Annotated in this window: 13 protein-coding genes; 3 read left to right on the forward strand and 10 right to left on the reverse strand. The window is 45.2% G+C overall.

The genetic code is table 11. From position 1 onward, the window contains the following. The coding region (locus LAY57_RS19580) for a hypothetical protein (protein ID WP_249068499.1) at positions 1 to 1,173 on the reverse strand (1,173 nt) is incomplete at its 3' end. A gap of 496 nt (positions 1,174 to 1,669) precedes the next feature. Between LAY57_RS19580 and psaA the strand changes: the two genes are divergently transcribed. Both psaA and psaB read left to right on the forward strand, forming a co-directional pair. Beyond that, a complete protein-coding gene (gene psaA, locus LAY57_RS19585; RefSeq protein WP_249068500.1) occupies positions 1,670 to 3,964 on the forward strand; it encodes a photosystem I core protein PsaA in 2,295 nt (764 codons plus the stop codon). A gap of 23 nt (positions 3,965 to 3,987) precedes the next feature. After that, a complete protein-coding gene (gene psaB, locus LAY57_RS19590; RefSeq protein WP_249068501.1) occupies positions 3,988 to 6,213 on the forward strand; it encodes a photosystem I core protein PsaB in 2,226 nt (741 codons plus the stop codon). Between the two features lie 527 nt (positions 6,214 to 6,740). Here psaB and LAY57_RS19595 read toward each other — a convergent pair. The 4 genes from LAY57_RS19595 to LAY57_RS19610 form a co-directional block, all read right to left on the reverse strand. Further along, positions 6,741 to 6,860 carry a photosystem I reaction center subunit VIII gene (locus tag LAY57_RS19595; protein WP_249068502.1) on the reverse strand — a complete coding sequence of 40 codons (120 nt, stop codon included), beginning with the start codon at positions 6,858 to 6,860 and terminating at the stop codon, positions 6,741 to 6,743. Between the two features lie 115 nt (positions 6,861 to 6,975). Next, positions 6,976 to 7,482 (reverse strand): photosystem I reaction center protein subunit XI, encoded by a 507-nt coding sequence (locus LAY57_RS19600; RefSeq protein ID WP_249068503.1) that lies wholly within the window; start codon positions 7,480 to 7,482, stop codon positions 6,976 to 6,978. 297 nt (positions 7,483 to 7,779) lie between these two features. Continuing rightward, positions 7,780 to 9,351, reverse strand: a complete 1,572-nt coding sequence (locus tag LAY57_RS19605; protein ID WP_249068504.1) for a BamA/TamA family outer membrane protein — start codon at positions 9,349 to 9,351, stop codon at positions 7,780 to 7,782. A gap of 451 nt (positions 9,352 to 9,802) precedes the next feature. Further along, on the reverse strand, positions 9,803 to 10,801 hold the full coding sequence (locus LAY57_RS19610) for an L-lactate dehydrogenase (RefSeq protein WP_249068505.1): 999 nt from the start codon (positions 10,799 to 10,801) through the stop codon (positions 9,803 to 9,805). 118 nt (positions 10,802 to 10,919) lie between these two features. On the opposite strand from LAY57_RS19610, the gene LAY57_RS19615 reads away from it, so the two are divergent. Beyond that, positions 10,920 to 11,705: a DUF4058 family protein gene (locus LAY57_RS19615; protein ID WP_249068506.1), complete on the forward strand. Its 786-nt coding sequence runs from the start codon at positions 10,920 to 10,922 to the stop codon at positions 11,703 to 11,705. A gap of 65 nt (positions 11,706 to 11,770) precedes the next feature. Here the strand turns inward: LAY57_RS19615 and LAY57_RS19620 are convergent, their stop codons facing one another. From LAY57_RS19620 to LAY57_RS19640, 5 genes are all read right to left on the reverse strand, one after another. After that, positions 11,771 to 12,025: a hypothetical protein gene (locus LAY57_RS19620; RefSeq protein WP_249068507.1), complete on the reverse strand. Its 255-nt coding sequence runs from the start codon at positions 12,023 to 12,025 to the stop codon at positions 11,771 to 11,773. 5 nt (positions 12,026 to 12,030) lie between these two features. After that, positions 12,031 to 12,399, reverse strand: a complete 369-nt coding sequence (locus LAY57_RS19625) for a GIY-YIG nuclease family protein (protein WP_249068508.1) — start codon at positions 12,397 to 12,399, stop codon at positions 12,031 to 12,033. 359 nt (positions 12,400 to 12,758) lie between these two features. Further along, entirely contained in the window at positions 12,759 to 15,440 is a 2,682-nt protein-coding gene (locus tag LAY57_RS19630; protein ID WP_249068509.1) for an SUMF1/EgtB/PvdO family nonheme iron enzyme, read from the reverse strand. Beyond that, positions 15,427 to 16,449, reverse strand: coding sequence for an AAA family ATPase (locus tag LAY57_RS19635; protein ID WP_249068510.1), 1,023 nt, complete (start codon positions 16,447 to 16,449; stop codon positions 15,427 to 15,429). Before LAY57_RS19635 ends, LAY57_RS19630 begins: the two co-directional genes overlap by 14 nt. Further along, on the reverse strand, positions 16,446 to 17,561 hold the full coding sequence (locus tag LAY57_RS19640; RefSeq protein ID WP_249068511.1) for a hypothetical protein: 1,116 nt from the start codon (positions 17,559 to 17,561) through the stop codon (positions 16,446 to 16,448). Before LAY57_RS19640 ends, LAY57_RS19635 begins: the two co-directional genes overlap by 4 nt. Positions 17,562 to 17,712: the final 151 nt, after the last annotated feature.

Consider the following 17,712-nt stretch of genomic DNA (forward strand, 5'->3'; position numbering starts at 1 on the left):
TTCTACAACTGGCTCAGGTGTTGGTGTTGGTGTTGGTTCTACAACTGGCTCAGGTGTTGGTGTTGGTGTTGGTTCTACAACTGGCTCAGGTGTTGCGGTGGGTGTTGGTTCTACAACTGGCTCAGGTGTTGGTGTTGGTTTCGCTTCTACAACTGGCTCAGGTGTTGCGGTGGGTGTTGGTTCTACAGCTGGCTCAGGCGTTGCGGTGGGTGTTGGTTCTGGTGTCTTGGGGGTGTAGTTAGGATCGACAATTCCGCCTGCATTGGCGGCTGAAAGTTCGCCCCGAACTAGCTGGGAAAGAGTGTCTGTTCCGTTTGGTTCGTAGGTAATGAGCCTAACTGTGTTGTTAAAGGCGTTATTAACGGGATTGCCCAGTTCATCAAGTAATTCTAGCTGTACCCAGTTTTTACCTGGTTTGACGCCTGTGAGATAAATTGGTTGCCAGCTAGAGATGATGAAGCTTTCGCCGTTAATGGTGCAACGAATCCGCCAATCTGCAATGTCGTCTTCAGGATTCTCTTGGGCTAGAAGGTGCGGGGGAGCGTTGGTGAGATAGAAGTCAAGCACGATCGGCTCTGCCCCGTAGCTACCTTGAGGACTGCTGTAAGTTAACAGTGGTTTGTCGGCGTTGGGGCTGTTGTCATCTGTCTTAGTAAATATGTGGAATGTAGTTTGGGCATAAGCTCCCTCATTTTTGAAGCTCTCATCCCAGGGGCGCTCGGCGAAAACCCTGAGTGTGTGAGTTCCGGGGGCTAAATCCTGATAGATTAAAGGCCCTTTTGGGTCATAAACTGCCTGGTAAGGTTGGTTGTCCAGGAAGACGTGGAGATGAGGGCCAAGACCTAGTTGCGGATCTTTAAAGATGGGTAAGTCTCGAACCTGCAATTGCACTGTGACGGTGTTATCCTTTAGAACCTCGTTAGGTTGAGGACTGAGTATTGCCACTTGAGGCTGGTAAGTTTCCAATGCCTGACCCAGCTCTTGAATGACTTGGGGAGGTGAAACTTCCGCAATTTTGACTGCATTTTCACCTGATGCCAGTTTCAAGTTCCCAGGTGTCCCAGATGTGGAGGTGCGATCGCCACAAGCTGCCAAACTCAAAATTAGTACTGCTGCTATTACGGATGTAATTAGATCTCTCGCAGTCCTCTTGCACCAGTTTGTATCAAACACTTAACACTCCTAAACAACCAAATTCTAAGCAAAGCGGGTTTATTTACCCGATGGTTACCTTCATTCACGGCCAAAGAGCCCCTATAAGCCATCCATACGAGACTATAGGCCAAAAGGCTCAACCCCTTCTAACTATTACCTTTAAGCTCTACTAACTCTACTAAGTTGAAGGTTAACTTAACCAATTATTTAGTTTTATGAATCAAATGGAAATACCCCTTGACTTTTTGACAAGTTGTTACAGGTTAAAAGCTAATGTATGTCTTCGCTCTAGCCAATTTGAATTATTGTTAACTGCTGATAGATAGGTTGCGAGGCTAGTCCTATAATTCATCAGAAGGAACACCCTCCAAGCAACGAGGTCGCCCACAGCACTTTAATAGTTCGGTCGGCGTCTATTGTGGCCCAAGTGGTTGAGGGCTTCAGTTCAAAATCCTCAAAAGTGAGTTCAGACGAGTTAATCCTCGTGCCTTAGTAAAAAGAGAGGAGAGTCTTCATGACGATAAGTCCTCCGGAGCGTGAGGCAAAGGTAAGGGTTGTAGTAGATAAAGATCCGGTTCCCACTTCATTTGAAAAGTGGAGTCAACCCGGTCACTTTGACCGCACCCTCGCCAGAGGGCCCAAAACCACAACGTGGATTTGGAACCTACACGCCAACGCCCATGATTTCGATACCCATACCAGTGACCTAGAAGATATATCGCGCAAGATCTTCAGCGCTCACTTCGGTCACTTGGCTGTCATTTTTGTCTGGTTGAGCGGCATGTATTTTCATGGCGCTAAGTTTTCCAACTACGAAGCTTGGCTAACCAATCCGACTGGCATCAAACCCAGTGCCCAGGTTGTTTGGCCAATAGTAGGCCAACAAATTCTCAATGCTGATGTAGGTGGTGGCTTCCACGGAATTCAGATCACTTCCGGTCTGTTCTATATGTGGCGTGCCAACGGCATTACCAATTCGTTCCAGCTGTATTGCACGGCGATCGGAGCATTGGTGATGGCAGCGTTGATGCTGTTCGCTGGCTGGTTCCACTATCACAAGCGGGCTCCGAAGCTGGAATGGTTCCAGAATGTGGAGTCGATGATGAACCACCACCTAGCTGGGTTGTTGGGTTGTGGATGCTTGGGTTACGCGGGACAGCAGATTCACGTTTCTCTGCCGATCGATGCCTGCTTGAATGCGATCGATGCGGGAACACCGCTAACGATCGGCGGCAAGGTGATCGCCAAGGTGTCAGATATTCCGCTACCTCATGAGTGGATTTTGACTCCGGGTTTGATGGCCGATCTTTACCCCAGCTTCGCGAAGGGTTTGACGCCTTTCTTCACATTGAACTGGGGAGCGTATTCGGACTTCTTAACCTTCAAGGGAGGTCTGAATCCGGTAACAGGTAGCTTGTGGTTGTCGGATACGGCTCACCACCACTTGGCTCTAGCGGTGCTGTTCATCATCGCAGGTCACTTCTACCGGACAAACTGGGGCATCGGTCACAGCTTTAAGGAAGTTCTGGAAGCTCACAAGGGTCCCTTCACTGGCGAAGGCCACAAGGGGATGTATGAGGTCTTCACGACTTCTTGGCACGCTCAATTGTCTTGGAACCTCCAGTGGATGGGTTCTCTGTCGATTATTGTGGCACACCACATGTATTCGATGCCGCCCTATCCCTACCAAGCGATTGACTATGCTACCCAGCTGTCGCTGTTCACTCACCATATGTGGATTGGGGGCTTCCTGATTGTGGGAGCCGCTGCTCACGCTGCGATCTTTATGGTGCGGGACTACGATCCGGCAGTTCACCAAAACAATCTGCTCGATCGCGTTCTCCGTCACCGGGACGCTATCATTTCTCACCTGAACTGGGTGTGTATGTTCTTGGGCTTCCACAGCTTCGGCTTGTATCTCCATAACGATACGATGCGGGCGTTTGGTCGTCCCCAAGATATGTTCTCGGATACGGCGATTCAGCTGCAACCTGTGTTTGCACAGTGGGTTCAAAATATCCACACTCTAGCTCCGGGCTCTACGGCTCCAAATGTGTTGCAGCCTGTTAGCTATGCCTTCGGCGGCGGCATCGTTGCTGTAGGCGGTAAAGTGGCAATGATGCCGATCGCTCTTGGTACGGCGGACTTTTTGGTTCACCACATCCATGCGTTCACCATTCACGTCACTGTCCTGATCCTGCTCAAAGGTGTTCTATTTGCTCGTAGCTCTCGTCTGATTCCAGATAAAGCTAATTTGGGCTTCCGGTTCCCCTGCGATGGGCCGGGTCGTGGCGGCACCTGCCAAGTATCTGGTTGGGACCATGTATTCCTGGGTCTGTTCTGGATGTATAACTCTATCTCCGTTGTGTTGTTCCACTTCAGTTGGAAGATGCAGTCGGATGTATGGGGGACTATAGATGCAGATGGTACGGTGTCTCACATTACGGGCGGTAACTTTGCCCAAAGTGCGATTACTATCAACGGTTGGTTGCGTGACTTCTTGTGGGCGCAAGCTTCGCAGGTGATTCAGTCCTACGGAACGGCCTTGTCTGCCTATGGTTTGATCTTCTTAGGCGCTCACTTTGTGTGGGCATTTAGCCTGATGTTCTTGTTCAGCGGTCGCGGCTACTGGCAAGAATTGATCGAATCTATTGTTTGGGCTCACAATAAGCTAAAGGTGGCTCCAGCGATTCAGCCTCGCGCTCTGAGCATTATTCAGGGTCGGGCTGTGGGGGTTGCTCATTACCTCCTGGGAGGGATTGCTACTACATGGGCATTCTTCCTGGCTCGAACAATTTCATTAGGATAAGGGCGAGGAGGATTTTGTAAGATATGGCAACAAAATTTCCCAAGTTTAGCCAAGACTTAGCTCAAGACCCGACTACTCGTCGGATTTGGTACGGGATTGCTACGGCGCACGACTTTGAGAGCCATGACGGGATGACTGAGGAGAATCTTTACCAAAAGATTTTCGCTTCTCATTTCGGTCATATTGCGATCATCTTCCTGTGGACTTCCGGCAATCTGTTCCACGTAGCTTGGCAAGGCAATTTTGAACAGTGGATCAAAGACCCGCTAAATGTGCGTCCGATCGCTCACGCGATTTGGGACCCTCAGTTTGGGGCACCAGCAGTAGATGCTTTCACCCAAGCTGGCGCTAACTATCCGGTAAACATTTCCTACTCCGGTTTGTATCAGTGGTGGTACACGATCGGTGTGCGGACGAACAATGACCTGTATCAAGGTGCGTTGTTCCTCCTGGTGCTGTCAGCGATCTTCCTGTTCGCAGGCTGGCTGCACTTGCAACCGAAGTTCCGTCCTAGCTTGTCTTGGTTCAAGAGCGCTGAATCTCGCCTCAACCACCACCTGGCTGGTTTGTTCGGTGTCAGCTCTCTGGCTTGGACAGGTCACTTGGTTCACGTTGCTATCCCCGAATCTCGCGGACAGCACGTGGGTTGGGATAACTTCCTGTCCACCCTGCCGCATCCGGCTGGTTTGGCTCCGTTCTTTACGGGTAACTGGGGAGTATATGCCCAAAACCCGGATACGGCAGAACAGTTATTCGGTACGGCTCAAGGTTCGGGAACGGCTATCCTGACGTTCTTGGGTGGTTTCCATCCCCAAACGCAGTCTCTGTGGTTGACGGATATTGCTCATCACCATTTGGGGATCGCAGTTCTGTTTATCGTCGCCGGTCATATGTACCGGACGAATTTCGGGATTGGCCACAGCATCAAGGAAATGATGAATGCCAAGGATTTCTTTGGCGTGAAAGTTGAAGGGCCGTTTAATCTGCCTCACCAAGGCATTTACGACACCTACAACAATTCCTTGCACTTCCAATTAGGTTGGCACCTAGCTTGTTTGGGTGTGATCACCTCCTTGGTGGCTCAACATATGTACTCGATGCCTCCCTACGCTTTCTTGGCGCAGGACTACACAACAGTGGCAGCGTTGTACACTCACCACCAGTACATCGCCGGTTTCATCATGGTCGGTGCTTTCGCCCACGGAGCTATCTTCTTGGTGCGGGACTACGACCCTGAGCAAAACAAAGGCAACGTGCTGGAGCGCGTTCTACAGCACAAAGAAGCGATTATCTCTCACCTGAGCTGGGTGTCGCTGTTCTTGGGCTTCCACACCCTGGGCTTATATGTCCACAATGATGTAGTGGTTGCTTTTGGAACGCCGGAGAAGCAAATCTTGATTGAGCCGGTATTTGCCCAGTTCGTTCAGGCTGCTAACGGTAAGGTGTTGTACGGTTTTGATACTTTGCTGTCCAACCCGGACAGTATTGCGGCGACGGCTTGGCCTAACCACGCCAACGTCTGGTTACCGGGCTGGCTGGATGCAATCAATGCTGGTACTAACTCTCTCTTCCTGACGATCGGCCCTGGCGATTTCTTGGTTCACCATGCGATCGCTCTCGGTCTGCATACCACCACTCTGATCTTGGTCAAGGGTGCGTTGGATGCTCGCGGTTCTAAGCTGATGCCCGACAAGAAAGACTTCGGCTATGCCTTCCCTTGCGATGGCCCTGGCCGTGGCGGTACTTGCGACATCTCTGCTTGGGATTCGTTCTACCTGTCGATGTTCTGGATGCTCAACACGATTGGTTGGGTAACCTTCTACTTCCACTGGAAGCATCTGGGCATTTGGCAAGGCAACGTAGCTCAGTTCAATGAGTCTTCTACATACATCATGGGCTGGCTGCGCGACTACCTCTGGCTGTACTCGTCTCAGCTGATTAATGGGTACAACCCATACGGGATGAACAACTTGGCGGTCTGGTCTTGGATGTTCCTCTTCGGACACCTAGTTTGGGCTACCGGCTTCATGTTCCTGATTAGCTGGCGCGGTTACTGGCAAGAGTTGATCGAAACTCTGGTGTGGGCTCACGAGCGCACTCCTCTGGCGAACCTGGTTCGCTGGAAAGACAAGCCAGTTGCTATGTCTATAGTTCAAGGTCGTCTGGTTGGTCTAGCTCACTTCACAGTTGGCTACATCTTGACCTTCGCGGCATTTCTGATTGCCTCGACTGCTGGGAAGTTCGGTTGATCCGCAACCTAGCATTGTAGGTAATTAAACTAAGTCCCCTGCCTATGCGCGGAGTTTACGCTTCGCGAACCGGCAGGGGATTTTTTATAAATAGCAGTTAATTAAGAGGAGTGGAGTAAGTTTGGATGGCTAGATTTCCAGAAGAAACTATAGCAACCGCCAGGGCGATTAAGCCAACTCCAACTGTTACATGAAGTCCATAATCCCTTACGGAGTAACCTCTTCCCTCTTCCCTCTTCCCTAGCCCCTAGCCCCTAGCCCCTAGTCCCTAGCTATATATAGCAAAAGTCGAAAATACCGAGCAAAAAAATCTATCTTTATGTAGATGAAAAATTTCTTTATTTATTGTAATTGTGAAATAGCATAAAGTTTTCTCCCCCAGTTTGACTGCTGGGGTTTTTTTAGTTAGTCGATCTATTCGACGCCGCCGCTGAAACGAAAAAAATCCCTTACCCGCAGGTAAGAGATTTTGGGAATTTAGCGGTGAACTTTAGCCTACTTAGATAGGCTTTAAAACAAAACTGCTATTAAGCAGCATCGCTTTCGATGTAGATAAATAACAGACCCATAACTATCGCAGGCAACAGCCAGGTAATTACGGGTATCAGAATCCAGGGCAAGAAAGAAGCTGCGTATGAACCTGTCATGTCAAAATCTCCAAAAAGGGTAAACTACAGGGGCTATTTTAAGAGATGTGCTGCCTTGAAGTATCCACCACTAATCGTAGTAACGATATAGTGGGGGATCTTAGTTAAAAAGGGTTTAGTGATGAACTACACCACGGAAAATCGCATCCACGACATTGAAATTTTCTAGTAGGAAGTAGGCAACGAAAGCGCCTCCCATTGCACCTACAAAGAAACCAGCTGTCACTTGGCTCCAGCCGTCAGCGGTTTTCCATTGATCGGGAGCTTGAGGATTCAAGCTGGGTATACTCTTTCCGTCTTGGAAAGAGGCGATGCCGTAAACGGACATAGAGGCGGTTGCGATTAGAATCAAAGCTAGACCGCAAATCAATCCGCCTAGATTGGCAGCCGCTCCATAATCGCGTAATGCACCGAACTTAACCCAGGGGCCAATTATAAAATAGCCGTGAGCCATGCCAATTTCCAATCCGCGCAGGATGGGGGATAGTCCTTTGCGGTAAGCTGGCAGATTACCGATGAAAGCCCTGGTAAAATCAGAATCGCTAATTGGGGTGGAAAGATGACCGACAAACGGGTCACCGTTATAGGGTTTGATAAGCTCTGTATCTCTGGGATCGGCCATATCTATTATTCCTGTTTGTTTGAGAATCTACAGAAGAACTTGAAGTACCCACCGCTAAGACTACCGGGAGATTTCTCAACGGTTCAGTTAAGCTCATATTCTAAGCAACGAGGGGTAGCCTAATCGCAGAATGAGTTCTGACATTTACAAAAGTTCATCGGAGCAAGAAGACAAACTATTCTTTATGCCTTTTTTGTAAGGGATAACAACATTAAGTGATATCTGTCAAGGACTGAAAGTGCGATCGCGTAGCGTGCCGATGGCATATCGCAGCGCCGCTTTTCCTAGCCATTCCGATCAAAACCGCTGACCAGTAGTGATTTCCAATCGGGCCTCGCCGCGATCGCTCAACCCAAAGTCGGCCCGAATTAGCCCCAAGGGCGATCGCACTCGCAATCCCAGTCCATAACCAAAACCGCTTCCTGGTTTATCCCGTATTACACCGGGTTCCCCAACCACCGTATCGCCAGATCCCAAATCCGAGGCGAAATCAGCAAAGACAACTCCTCCCACCCGCCAAACGATCGGAAAACGATATTCTACAGAACCCAACACATAACTGCGACCGCTACCGACTCCACCCCCTCCGTATCCGCGTACAGAATTGAAACCGCCCAGATTAAAGGCTTCAGCGGGTGGAAATTCGCCAAATATCGTGCCAGCTTGTAAATTAAAAGCCAACATTTCTGTTAATTCGGGATTTTGTGCAGGTCTACCTCTGCCGATTAAGTCGATCGGCACATACTGGATATAGTTGGCCCGCAGTCGGTTGATTAAAACATTGCCTAATCCAATCGGAATCGACTGTTCGGTGCTAAAAGTCAGGATAGAACCTTGAGTCGGATAGGAACGGCTAGAGCGTCTATCTCTACTCACCGCAAAAGATACCGTCACCAAATCATCAATCCCCTTACCGCTAAGAGATAAAGGATTGCCAAATTCATCCACTGGCGAAACCCGCCAATTGGCATCGCGAATACTAATCCGGGTGTAATTCAAACCCAGCGCCCCATCCCAGTCATCAAAAGACCGCAAAAGCGCCACTGAACCGCCAAATCTTCCCTCGCGTGGATCGTCGTCGTTGAGCAAATCGATCTCATCGCCAAAGGTGCGGGAAAAATTGCGACGGCGAAAAGCGCGAACGCTATATCCTAAGCGGTTTGATTCGCTGGCGCGATAAGGGTCGGTGAACTCTACATCAAATTGGGCATCTTGGCGGCTAATCTGTAACTTGCCACCCAGTTGTTGGTTGATCCCGCCTATATTGGCGTCTCGATAGCCTACAGTACCGTAGACCCCTATATCATCGTTATAGCCAGCGCCGTAATTTACAGAAGGGTAGCGACGCTCCTTGATGTCGTAGATGATGGTAACGCCATCACTGTCTGATTGTAGAGAAACATCAACTTTGTCAATGAATTCCGATCGCCTCAGTCGTCGCAAGTCTGACTCAAGTACGCCTTCTCGGAACACCTGACCCGGTTTGAGTCGTAATTCGCCTAAAAGATAATCTTTGCGGGTACGACCCTCGATCGGCTCACCTTTGCGATCGACAAAGCGAATCTCGATATCTCTGATAACTGGGGATTGGGGATTGGGGACTGGGAAAGAATCATTTTTTTGTGCGATCGGCAATTCGTCATACTCATTGGCGATCGGCAATAAATCGTTGGCATTTGTGGAAGTACTGCCTTCAGGTGCTATTGCTTCCAGAGGCATTGGTGCTAAAACATGGGTAGCCAACTGCGGGGTAGGAGATGGGGAACTGGCGATCTGGGTAAGACCCAGATCTGTTCCACAGATCGCATCCTGAGTTTCCCAAATAGCCAGAGACGCCAAAGTTAAAATTGCAACAGTGTGAACACGCATAATAGATGATTCGCAGTTCCTGAAAAACAATAGACAAGATTGCCAAAGTCAATATACTTCATCCGATTCATCTGCGTTTATCCGCCTTTATCTACTGTCATCTGCGGTAAAAAAATCAGAGACTCGTATTTTGGCAATAAATCTAATTTCTACCACGAATCATATCGTGTCCAGTGGGATCGTGTTTCTAAAATATTACCAATATTATCTGTGTTCATCTGTGTTTATCTGTCTTCATCTGTGGTAAAAATTTAACCACCAATGACAACAAACAATTTGAGTATATCAATCTTAAACTAACGATGCTACAGAACATGATATCACACACCATAAAACAAACTATAAATATTAGATGGATTACCTAAATTTTTGCTACAGATGTAGAGTCAATTCATGAATTGACTCTACACCAGAGAGTGTTATTAGGCAGCAAAAATAAATCCAAACGATATTACAGATTGAGTTTCGCGATCGTTTCGCGCAGAACTTGGCTAGAGTGTAACAGCTGCTGTTCTTCCTTGGGGGTAAGAGAGAGATTCAAAACCCTGGTAACTCCCTGACGATTCACCACCGCAGGTAGACTGAGGCAGACATCGTGAATGCCGTGCAAGCCATTAATTAGGCTGCTGACAGTCAAAACCCGGTTTTGATTGCGTAGGATAGCTTGTACGATTTGGGTGACGCCAAGACCGATCGCATAACTGGTGGCACCTTTGCGCTGGATAATCTCGTAAGCTGCATTTTTTACTTGTGTAAAAACTTCTTCCAGTTGCTTATTATCATCAGATGTGCTATTATCCAAACTTCCATCAAATAACTGCATTCCCGCCACATTCACCTTACTCCACACCGCCACCTCGCTGTCCCCGTGTTCGCCGATGATGTAGGCGTGCAGACTGCGGGGGTCAATCTGTAACTTTTCTGCCAAAAGATAGCGGAAACGAGCCGTATCCAGCACCGTACCAGAACCAATTACACTGGAACTGGGCAATCCAGATAGCCGCAAAGTCACATAAGTCATGATGTCCACCGGATTGGTGACAATCAGCAAAATGGCGCTGGGACAACACCTGACTACTTCCGAAATCAAACCTTTAAACAGTTCTACATTGCGCTGTACCAAATCCAAACGGGTTTCACCCGGTCTTTGTTTTGCGCCAGCAGTGATAATGACGATATCGGCATCGTAGCCATCTGCCAAAGTACCCGATCGCACTATGCTAGGTTCAACAAAGGGTAGACCGTGAACTAAGTCCATCACCTCCCCTTCCAGCTTGTCGCGATTGACATCGACGATGATCGTTTCATCCAAGGTGTGTTGGATCAGCATCGAGTAAGCGCAAGCCATACCTACTTGACCCGCGCCAATAATTACACCTTTGCGAGGACGGCGAATCGTAGTTGAGTCTTGATTTAGCTGAGGTGAGGCTGTAAATAACTGCTCAAACATATTGGCGATCGCCTCTCAAACATGATAAGGCATTATAACCTATGATAGGGAAAGGGCTGCTAATCAAGCAGTTTTTGTGTGATCCATCAAATCTAAGAAAAAGAATAAATTAAAATTTATGCTTTCTCCATTTCCTGGCATGAATCCTTATTTAGAAAATCCCCGATTGTGGGTAGAAGTCCATAATCGGTTAATTGTTAATTTAGCCGATGCTTTAGCCCCTTTTATTCCAGAACAATATCGAGTTGCGATCGAACAGCGAACTTATTTAAGCGATGAGTCAGATTCAATCTTGGTGGGAATTCCCGATGTTGCAGTATTTTCTCAAAAAACAACCGCTAATACAACTTCATCAACAACGGCTGTAGCTACAACTGAAGCTATAACGGTCACAATGCCAGTGCCAGAAAATGTGAGAGAAAGTTATTTAGAAATTAGAGAAATGGCAACGAATTTTGTCATTACAGTCATTGAAATTCTATCTCCCAAGAACAAACGTGCAGGCGAAGGAAGAGAGACTTACTACAAAAAGCGCCAACAAGTACTGGCAAGTCTAACCCATCTGGTAGAAATTGATTTACTTAGAGGTGGGAAATCCATGCCGTTTTTAGGTGAAGTGCCAACGACGAATTATCGAATTGTCGTAAGTCGAGGTAATCGCCGTCCCCAAGCTCAATTATATGCTTTTAATTTACAACAAACGATTCCCTCGTTTCCATTACCTTTAAATGTAGGAGATATAGAACCCATTGTTGACTTACAAAGTTTACTCAATGGAGTGTACGATCGCGCTAAATACCACTTAGCGATCGATTATAGTCAAGACCCAGTACCCCCGCTCAAGGAAGAAGATGCAAATTGGGTAGATGCTCTGTTGCGAGAAAAAGGACTGCGAAATCAATAACTTTCTATTCTTTTGATTCTTGGCTACGAAGCAACAGGGAAAACAGTTTTAGAGCCAACCCCCTGTCATAGTAACTGCCCTTTTGCAGCTGCTAATTGAATTTCCAACATTTCAATTCGCTCCCTTAATCGACCTGGCGAATCGGTACGGCAATCGGCAAAGGTTGTGCTGTCTACATCAAGAAATGATACGATCGCCATTTCAATTATGAATTCTATAGGCATTCCAGTATCCGCAGCGTAAGCCGCCAACGCCTCTCTAATATTTGCTGGTAGGTGGTTGAGAATGCCTCGTAAGGCGGTTATGTCTCCTGTCTGCATAGAATTTATTCCTCTGCACGGATTTTACTGTTATAGCGTGGTTTGAGGGTCTGAATCATCACGGTTTCCAAATCCAGTTGAAGCCGTCTCCACTCGTAAGATAAAGCCACAGTTACAATCCTAACATCATCGGGATCTAAGCGTTCTATATATGCCCAAACTAACGCTTTGTGTCCACCTAAGAAACGACTCCTAACATTGCCAGCTTTACCAATATATAAAATTCCCTCATTTTTATGCCTGACCGCATAAATAGAAAGTCGGTTTGGCAGGTCATAAAAGTATTTTGTCAACGGATAACACTCAGAAAATGGAGTATCGGTTAGAATCCGAAGAATTCGGAATGCTTCAGTTTTAATTTCATCATCGGTCATTGATTCATTTTCTGCTCTCCGGTTGACATATCCAGGACTTACGGACACATTTTTGGCGTAGGGGCGGGTTTAGCCGATAAATTAAGCATTTCACAGATATCCCTAGTACAAAACCCGCCCCGACAATGCTTGATTTTTCGTGATTTTGCGTAAGTCCTGTCCTTTTTTTTTGCGCTTGTGGTCGCGGGGCAAACGATTTAAAATTGGCACGTACCATTTAATTAAATCGTAGGTTTTTTGGATAATCGCTAGTTCGTTCATTTTGTAAAAAAAAATTGATCGCCGTAGGCGAGGGGTTATAATAAAAGAGAGTGAAAAGAGAAAGAGGGTAGAGGGTAAAAGGATAAGAGTATAAAGGGTTACAGAGTCCACGCAGCAAGACAAACCACACGAAAACCGAGGTAGTCGCCCCTGTCGCCCGCATCGCGGTTGCTGCGAAAAGCGGCACGGCAATACCTGGGGTTGAGGCCCCACGAACCACCGCGCAGCAGCCGGTTAGAGATTTCATCGCTAGATAGCCATATAGTTTCATCGTTAGGTGCTAATTCATAATTGGAGTACCAATGGTCAGCGCACCATTCCCAGACGTTTCCGTGCATATCGTAAAGTCCAAAAGCATTCGCGACTTTAAAACTGCCTACGGGGGTAGTTTTCTGACGATAAATTCCTTTCGGGCCTTGACCATAAGTATTGTTGCCGTCATAATTAGCTAAATCAGTTGTAATCGTTTCTCCAAAATGAAATGGGGTAATTGTTGCTGCGCGACAGGCGTATTCCCATTCGGCTTCGCTGGGTAGGCGGTAGGTTTTGTGAGAGTATTGGGATAAGCGATGGCAAAATTCCACTGCATCATCCCAGGATACCATTTCTACAGGGCGATCATCACCTTTAAATTTAGATGGATCGGGATCAAGTTCTCGATTAATTTGAGGTAAGGCTGCTACCGCTTTCCATTGCGCTTGAGTGACGGGGTATTTACCCATCAGAAAGGGTTTGATTGTGACTGGATGTTGGGGTTTTTCATCGTCGTAACTATCTTTTTCCGTTTCCGGGGAACCCATTGTGAAGCTGCCACCGGGGATGTAGACCATTTCTAGGGTAGTTTTACCTATGTTTTCGGTAAGGTATCGCGCTTGTTTGGTTTCGCGGTGGATGATTTCGCCTTTAGGGTTGACGGTGACGGTTTCAAAGGGGAAAGTTTCGAGAGGTATTCCCCGTTTTCCAGGAACTTTTAACTTCACCCCTTCAATATTTAATTCGACTGGTAATTGTTCAAAAATCTCTTGCGCCCCCTCCTCATAACCCCGTCCCTGACGCGCTAAACCTCGCGCTAACTTTAGTAATGGTTGAAATTCCAACTCTGCTAATGGTTCAGCAAAAGTTGCGACTAGGGAAGCCGTTTTAATTTTATTTTCATTCTTACTCGTCAAAGACTTTTCCAACTTTTGGGCTAATTGTTTAGCAAGTTCAGTAGGTTTCGTGTAACCCAAAGCAATCCAGTCAGGATTTTCACCTAATTCTTCTGCATCTGCTATACTCTCTTCTAATCCCTGCTGCAAGTAAACAAGCAAAGCCTCCGATAATTCATTAAGTCGGTCATTTCCAAAGCGAATTTTTAATGCCTTAAGCAACAAATGGCGAACGCCGCTATCCATTTGGTATAGCTTTCCTCCTATAGACTCAAATAATCTAGAAAGTAATAAATCAGGGACAGCAATCCAAGGCAAATCTGCTACGAAATTCTCTCGCAAGTAATAAAGTAAATCGGGAGTAATTGCCAAGGGGAAAGCACCATGAAAAGCTAAATTCAAATAGGCTGGAAAATCATCAGCAAAGTCATACAAAATTTCGATAGCTTCTTCATGTCGGTTGTTTTCACTCTCCCGTTCTAATACGTCCTCTAAAGCATTGCTAGATTCATCATCAACAATTATTTCTGGGCGAGCCATTGTCGCAGATTGGAATGTTCCCGATGTTTTTCCCTTAAGCATTTGCAAAATTTCTTGCCATCCCAAAACACTAAAAGGAAACATGGGAACGAGAGAGGAAATTTTTTCTGCACTTGTACCAAACCAATCTTTTTCTGGCAATGGATTCAGCCAAACAATTTGCTGAACTGTCGATTCTAATGATACAACAAACTTCTGGATTAATTCAACTCTGACTTCACTAGGAATTATTTCCGTAGCCCCGCCATCGCTAAAGATTAAAACTTGCGTTTTTGTAGAATGTAGCTTAATTAAAATTTTATCTAAAGACTCTTTCTCTAACAATTCTGGATCGTGAAATAGAGCATTTCTAGGACTATTGCGAAAGTAAAATACTTGGCAAGATTTAAAAATCCCCTCAGCAGTTTTAACCAGGCGTTCAGCAATCGTATAAAAAGGAATCATCGAATCACTTTGGTCAATTAGTAACAGTAATTCGGCTTGATTTTCTCGACTAGGATAGTAAACTAATTCGACAATATTTTCTTGACAAATCCGCTTAACCGTGCCTGGAATATCCACTTCATCTTCTTTTCCCCTTCGTAAAGATTTCCGTAGAGAACGCCAACCTTGTACCAATTGTACTCTACTTAAGGGAAAATATTCATCATTGAGGATATATTTTTGCTGAGGTTTCTTGGGTTGCGGTATCGCCGTAACAACTTTAGTATCTATATCTATATTTTCCTGTATAAATCCATTCTGCTTGCTAATATTTTGTGGCTGAGTTTCCGTAGGTAAATCTGTCTGGGAAGACTGAGAAAAATTTGAGGGATTCGACGATTGCTTTTCGGTAATAGCTGTTTGAATTTCTCTCTCAAATATCGGCTTGATATCTTTATCAAAAGCCTCACCTATCTTTTTTTGATCTTTTTGGGTTTTCCCCCAAAGCTGCTGACAGCGGGTTTTAAGTTCGTCATAATTTTGCGGTCGCAGAGATTCTATACCCCACACTTTTTGCAATAGTTTATAGTCCTCAATCTGTAAAGGTAAGCCTAATTCATTCTTTAAATGTAAAAAGAATTGAATTAAATGCGGTTCATCGAGAATCATCTTTTTTGCCCTCCAGAGATTTTTTATGTCTGGTTAGTTCATCACGAGTTTTCAATAATACTCCCAAGTTTTGCTGCATTAATTTAAGTATATCTTGAACGGGAGTATTTAAAATACCTTGAGCGACTTTGATAAAATCTAAAAGTTCCCCCGGACTGGCTTTTTTGCCTCCTGCTTTGGCTGTGTTGGCAAGCAATTCTCGGTAAGCGGCAATAATTTCTGTGATATTTGGTAAATCTTCACCAAAATGTAGTTTAATTATCTTCTTTAATTCCTTGTCTGAGGGCGTGTCTAAGTAGTGAAACAAACACCGTCTTAAGAAAGCATTGGGTAAAGTTCTCTCTTCGTTACTTGTGACAATAATTAACGGAGAGACAATCTTTTTGACCTCTCGATCTGTCTCTTCAATAAAGAACCGCTTTTCATCGAGTTCTAAAAGCAGATCGTTAGGAAAATCAATATCAGCTTTGTCAATTTCATCAATTAAAACAATAGCTGGAATCGGCGTTTGAAATGCTTTCCCCAAAGCCCCAAATTTAATATAGCCGCCTTGGGTTTCATCTTCTAGGCGTTGAATAGTTTTCTGCTGAATACTCTTTGCAAGATATTCGCTTTTCACCAGTTGTGTATCGCGCAAACGCCCCACTGCATCGTAGGTATAAAGGCCATCTTTAGCGCGACTGGTAGATTTTATATACCAGGGATAGAGAGGCCATTTGTTTTCTTTAATCCAATCTTGCGCCCAGTCTTTTTCTTTGACTAATTCTTGTGCTTGCTGGATCTCCTTTTGATATTTCTGAGTAAATTCGTAGGCGATCGCGCTAGCGAGTTGAGTTTTTCCCACGCCGGGATCGCCCATGAGGAGGAGGGGACGTTCGAGTGCGATCGCCAGTTTTACCATCTGTTTAAGTTCGTCGCTGGGAGAATAGGGAGAGCGATCGGGTGTTCCCGGTTCCGGGTTAATATTTCCCGTGTATTCTAAGTTGACTTCAATAGGTAGGTTTGTCATAATTTATACTCTAATGCTGCTTCAAACTGTGACCATGATAATTTACCTTTAGATACTATTTGACAAATTTGATGAAAGGTATCTTCGGGCACTCCTTGACTATTATCCCATATTTGTTTTGCAACATCTTTCACTCGTGTGGATGAATTTTCAGGACAGCCTAGTAGATTGCGATGAAGTGTACACCAAGATAATATTTCCTTATAATTGTTCCCAAAATTGTCGATTTTTGGTAAAGAAATCAATTTTTGGGGATGCCAATTATTCGGGTTATCTGAGTCAACTATCTCAAGTTCCCACTGAGTAGCGCAATTGTTACTATCAATTAAAAACACCAAAAGGTAATACTCGATTTCCTCATCTGTATAGCTGTCAACTTTTTTTTCAAGTGGAATCCAAAAATCATTAATCAATTTAGGAATTTCTTTGTAAATATTGTCGGCATAAAATGTGACAATCAAACTTCCACTTTGCCATCGACGAAAAGCTGCATCTACGCATTTTTCCGACGTTGCTTTTTTCAATCCTAGTTTTTCTCCTAGCTGTTTCCAAACCTCATCTATATGAAAGTCTTTTTCCTTAGTATGATGTGGCAGAATTGGAATCATATTATCAGTCTTGTAAACATAAGGAAAGTTCTGCTTTACCAAGCGATTAACTAACCACCTTTGTCCTTTTTTTGCTTCACCTTGAATTAAAAATGCTCCTCTTGAACAGTTATTTTCTCTCTCTCTAAAATCTTCTAAAAGTTTACATTGTTTTTTGTAATTAAGCTGAAGCAAGCTATCTCTTAGTTCCTCTAATTTTGGATCACTTTTTGTTTTATTGTTATTAGGAGTTTGAGTTGTATTATTAGGACTTTTAACATCCAGATATTCTAAATCTATATCTAAATAGCTAAACAAGTTATCTATCTTTTGAAACAAAACTCCCAACTTACGCTCTAATATTCTAGTGAAGGTTGTGCGATGGATATTAGCTTCTGCTGCTATTTGTTGTATAACGTAGCCTTGAGGAAACTTTTTGTTCAAGGCTGTTATGAGTTTTTGATAGCCTGGATCGGTAAGAACAACAGACTTATGATTTATATCTTCAGGTTTAGAATTTGTCACAGGTAACGCTTTACAACTCATAAACGGTAATTAGAAGCCATTTTACATAATTTCCCAATATTTTACAAAGCTAGACTTTTCACGAAGTCGATCGATTACCAAAAAGTTGTCGATCATCGACAGTCGATCATCGACAGAAGCGGTTTTTTGG

The sequence above is a fragment of the Argonema antarcticum A004/B2 genome, assembly GCF_023333585.1.
Taxonomy (GTDB): Bacteria; Cyanobacteriota; Cyanobacteriia; order Cyanobacteriales; family Aerosakkonemataceae; genus Argonema; species Argonema antarcticum.

Coding starts and splice junctions, on each gene's coding strand:
- psaA (WP_249068500.1), top strand. CDS start 1,670: ATGACGATAAGTCCTCCGGAGCGTGAGGCAAAGGTAAGGGTTGTAGTA.
- psaB (WP_249068501.1), top strand. CDS start 3,988: ATGGCAACAAAATTTCCCAAGTTTAGCCAAGACTTAGCTCAAGACCCG.
- LAY57_RS19595 (WP_249068502.1), bottom strand. CDS start 6,860: ATGACAGGTTCATACGCAGCTTCTTTCTTGCCCTGGATTCTGATACCC.
- LAY57_RS19600 (WP_249068503.1), bottom strand. CDS start 7,482: ATGGCCGATCCCAGAGATACAGAGCTTATCAAACCCTATAACGGTGAC.
- LAY57_RS19605 (WP_249068504.1), bottom strand. CDS start 9,351: ATGCGTGTTCACACTGTTGCAATTTTAACTTTGGCGTCTCTGGCTATT.
- LAY57_RS19610 (WP_249068505.1), bottom strand. CDS start 10,801: ATGTTTGAGCAGTTATTTACAGCCTCACCTCAGCTAAATCAAGACTCA.
- LAY57_RS19615 (WP_249068506.1), top strand. CDS start 10,920: ATGCTTTCTCCATTTCCTGGCATGAATCCTTATTTAGAAAATCCCCGA.
- LAY57_RS19620 (WP_249068507.1), bottom strand. CDS start 12,025: ATGCAGACAGGAGACATAACCGCCTTACGAGGCATTCTCAACCACCTA.
- LAY57_RS19625 (WP_249068508.1), bottom strand. CDS start 12,399: ATGACCGATGATGAAATTAAAACTGAAGCATTCCGAATTCTTCGGATT.
- LAY57_RS19630 (WP_249068509.1), bottom strand. CDS start 15,440: ATGATTCTCGATGAACCGCATTTAATTCAATTCTTTTTACATTTAAAG.
- LAY57_RS19635 (WP_249068510.1), bottom strand. CDS start 16,449: ATGACAAACCTACCTATTGAAGTCAACTTAGAATACACGGGAAATATT.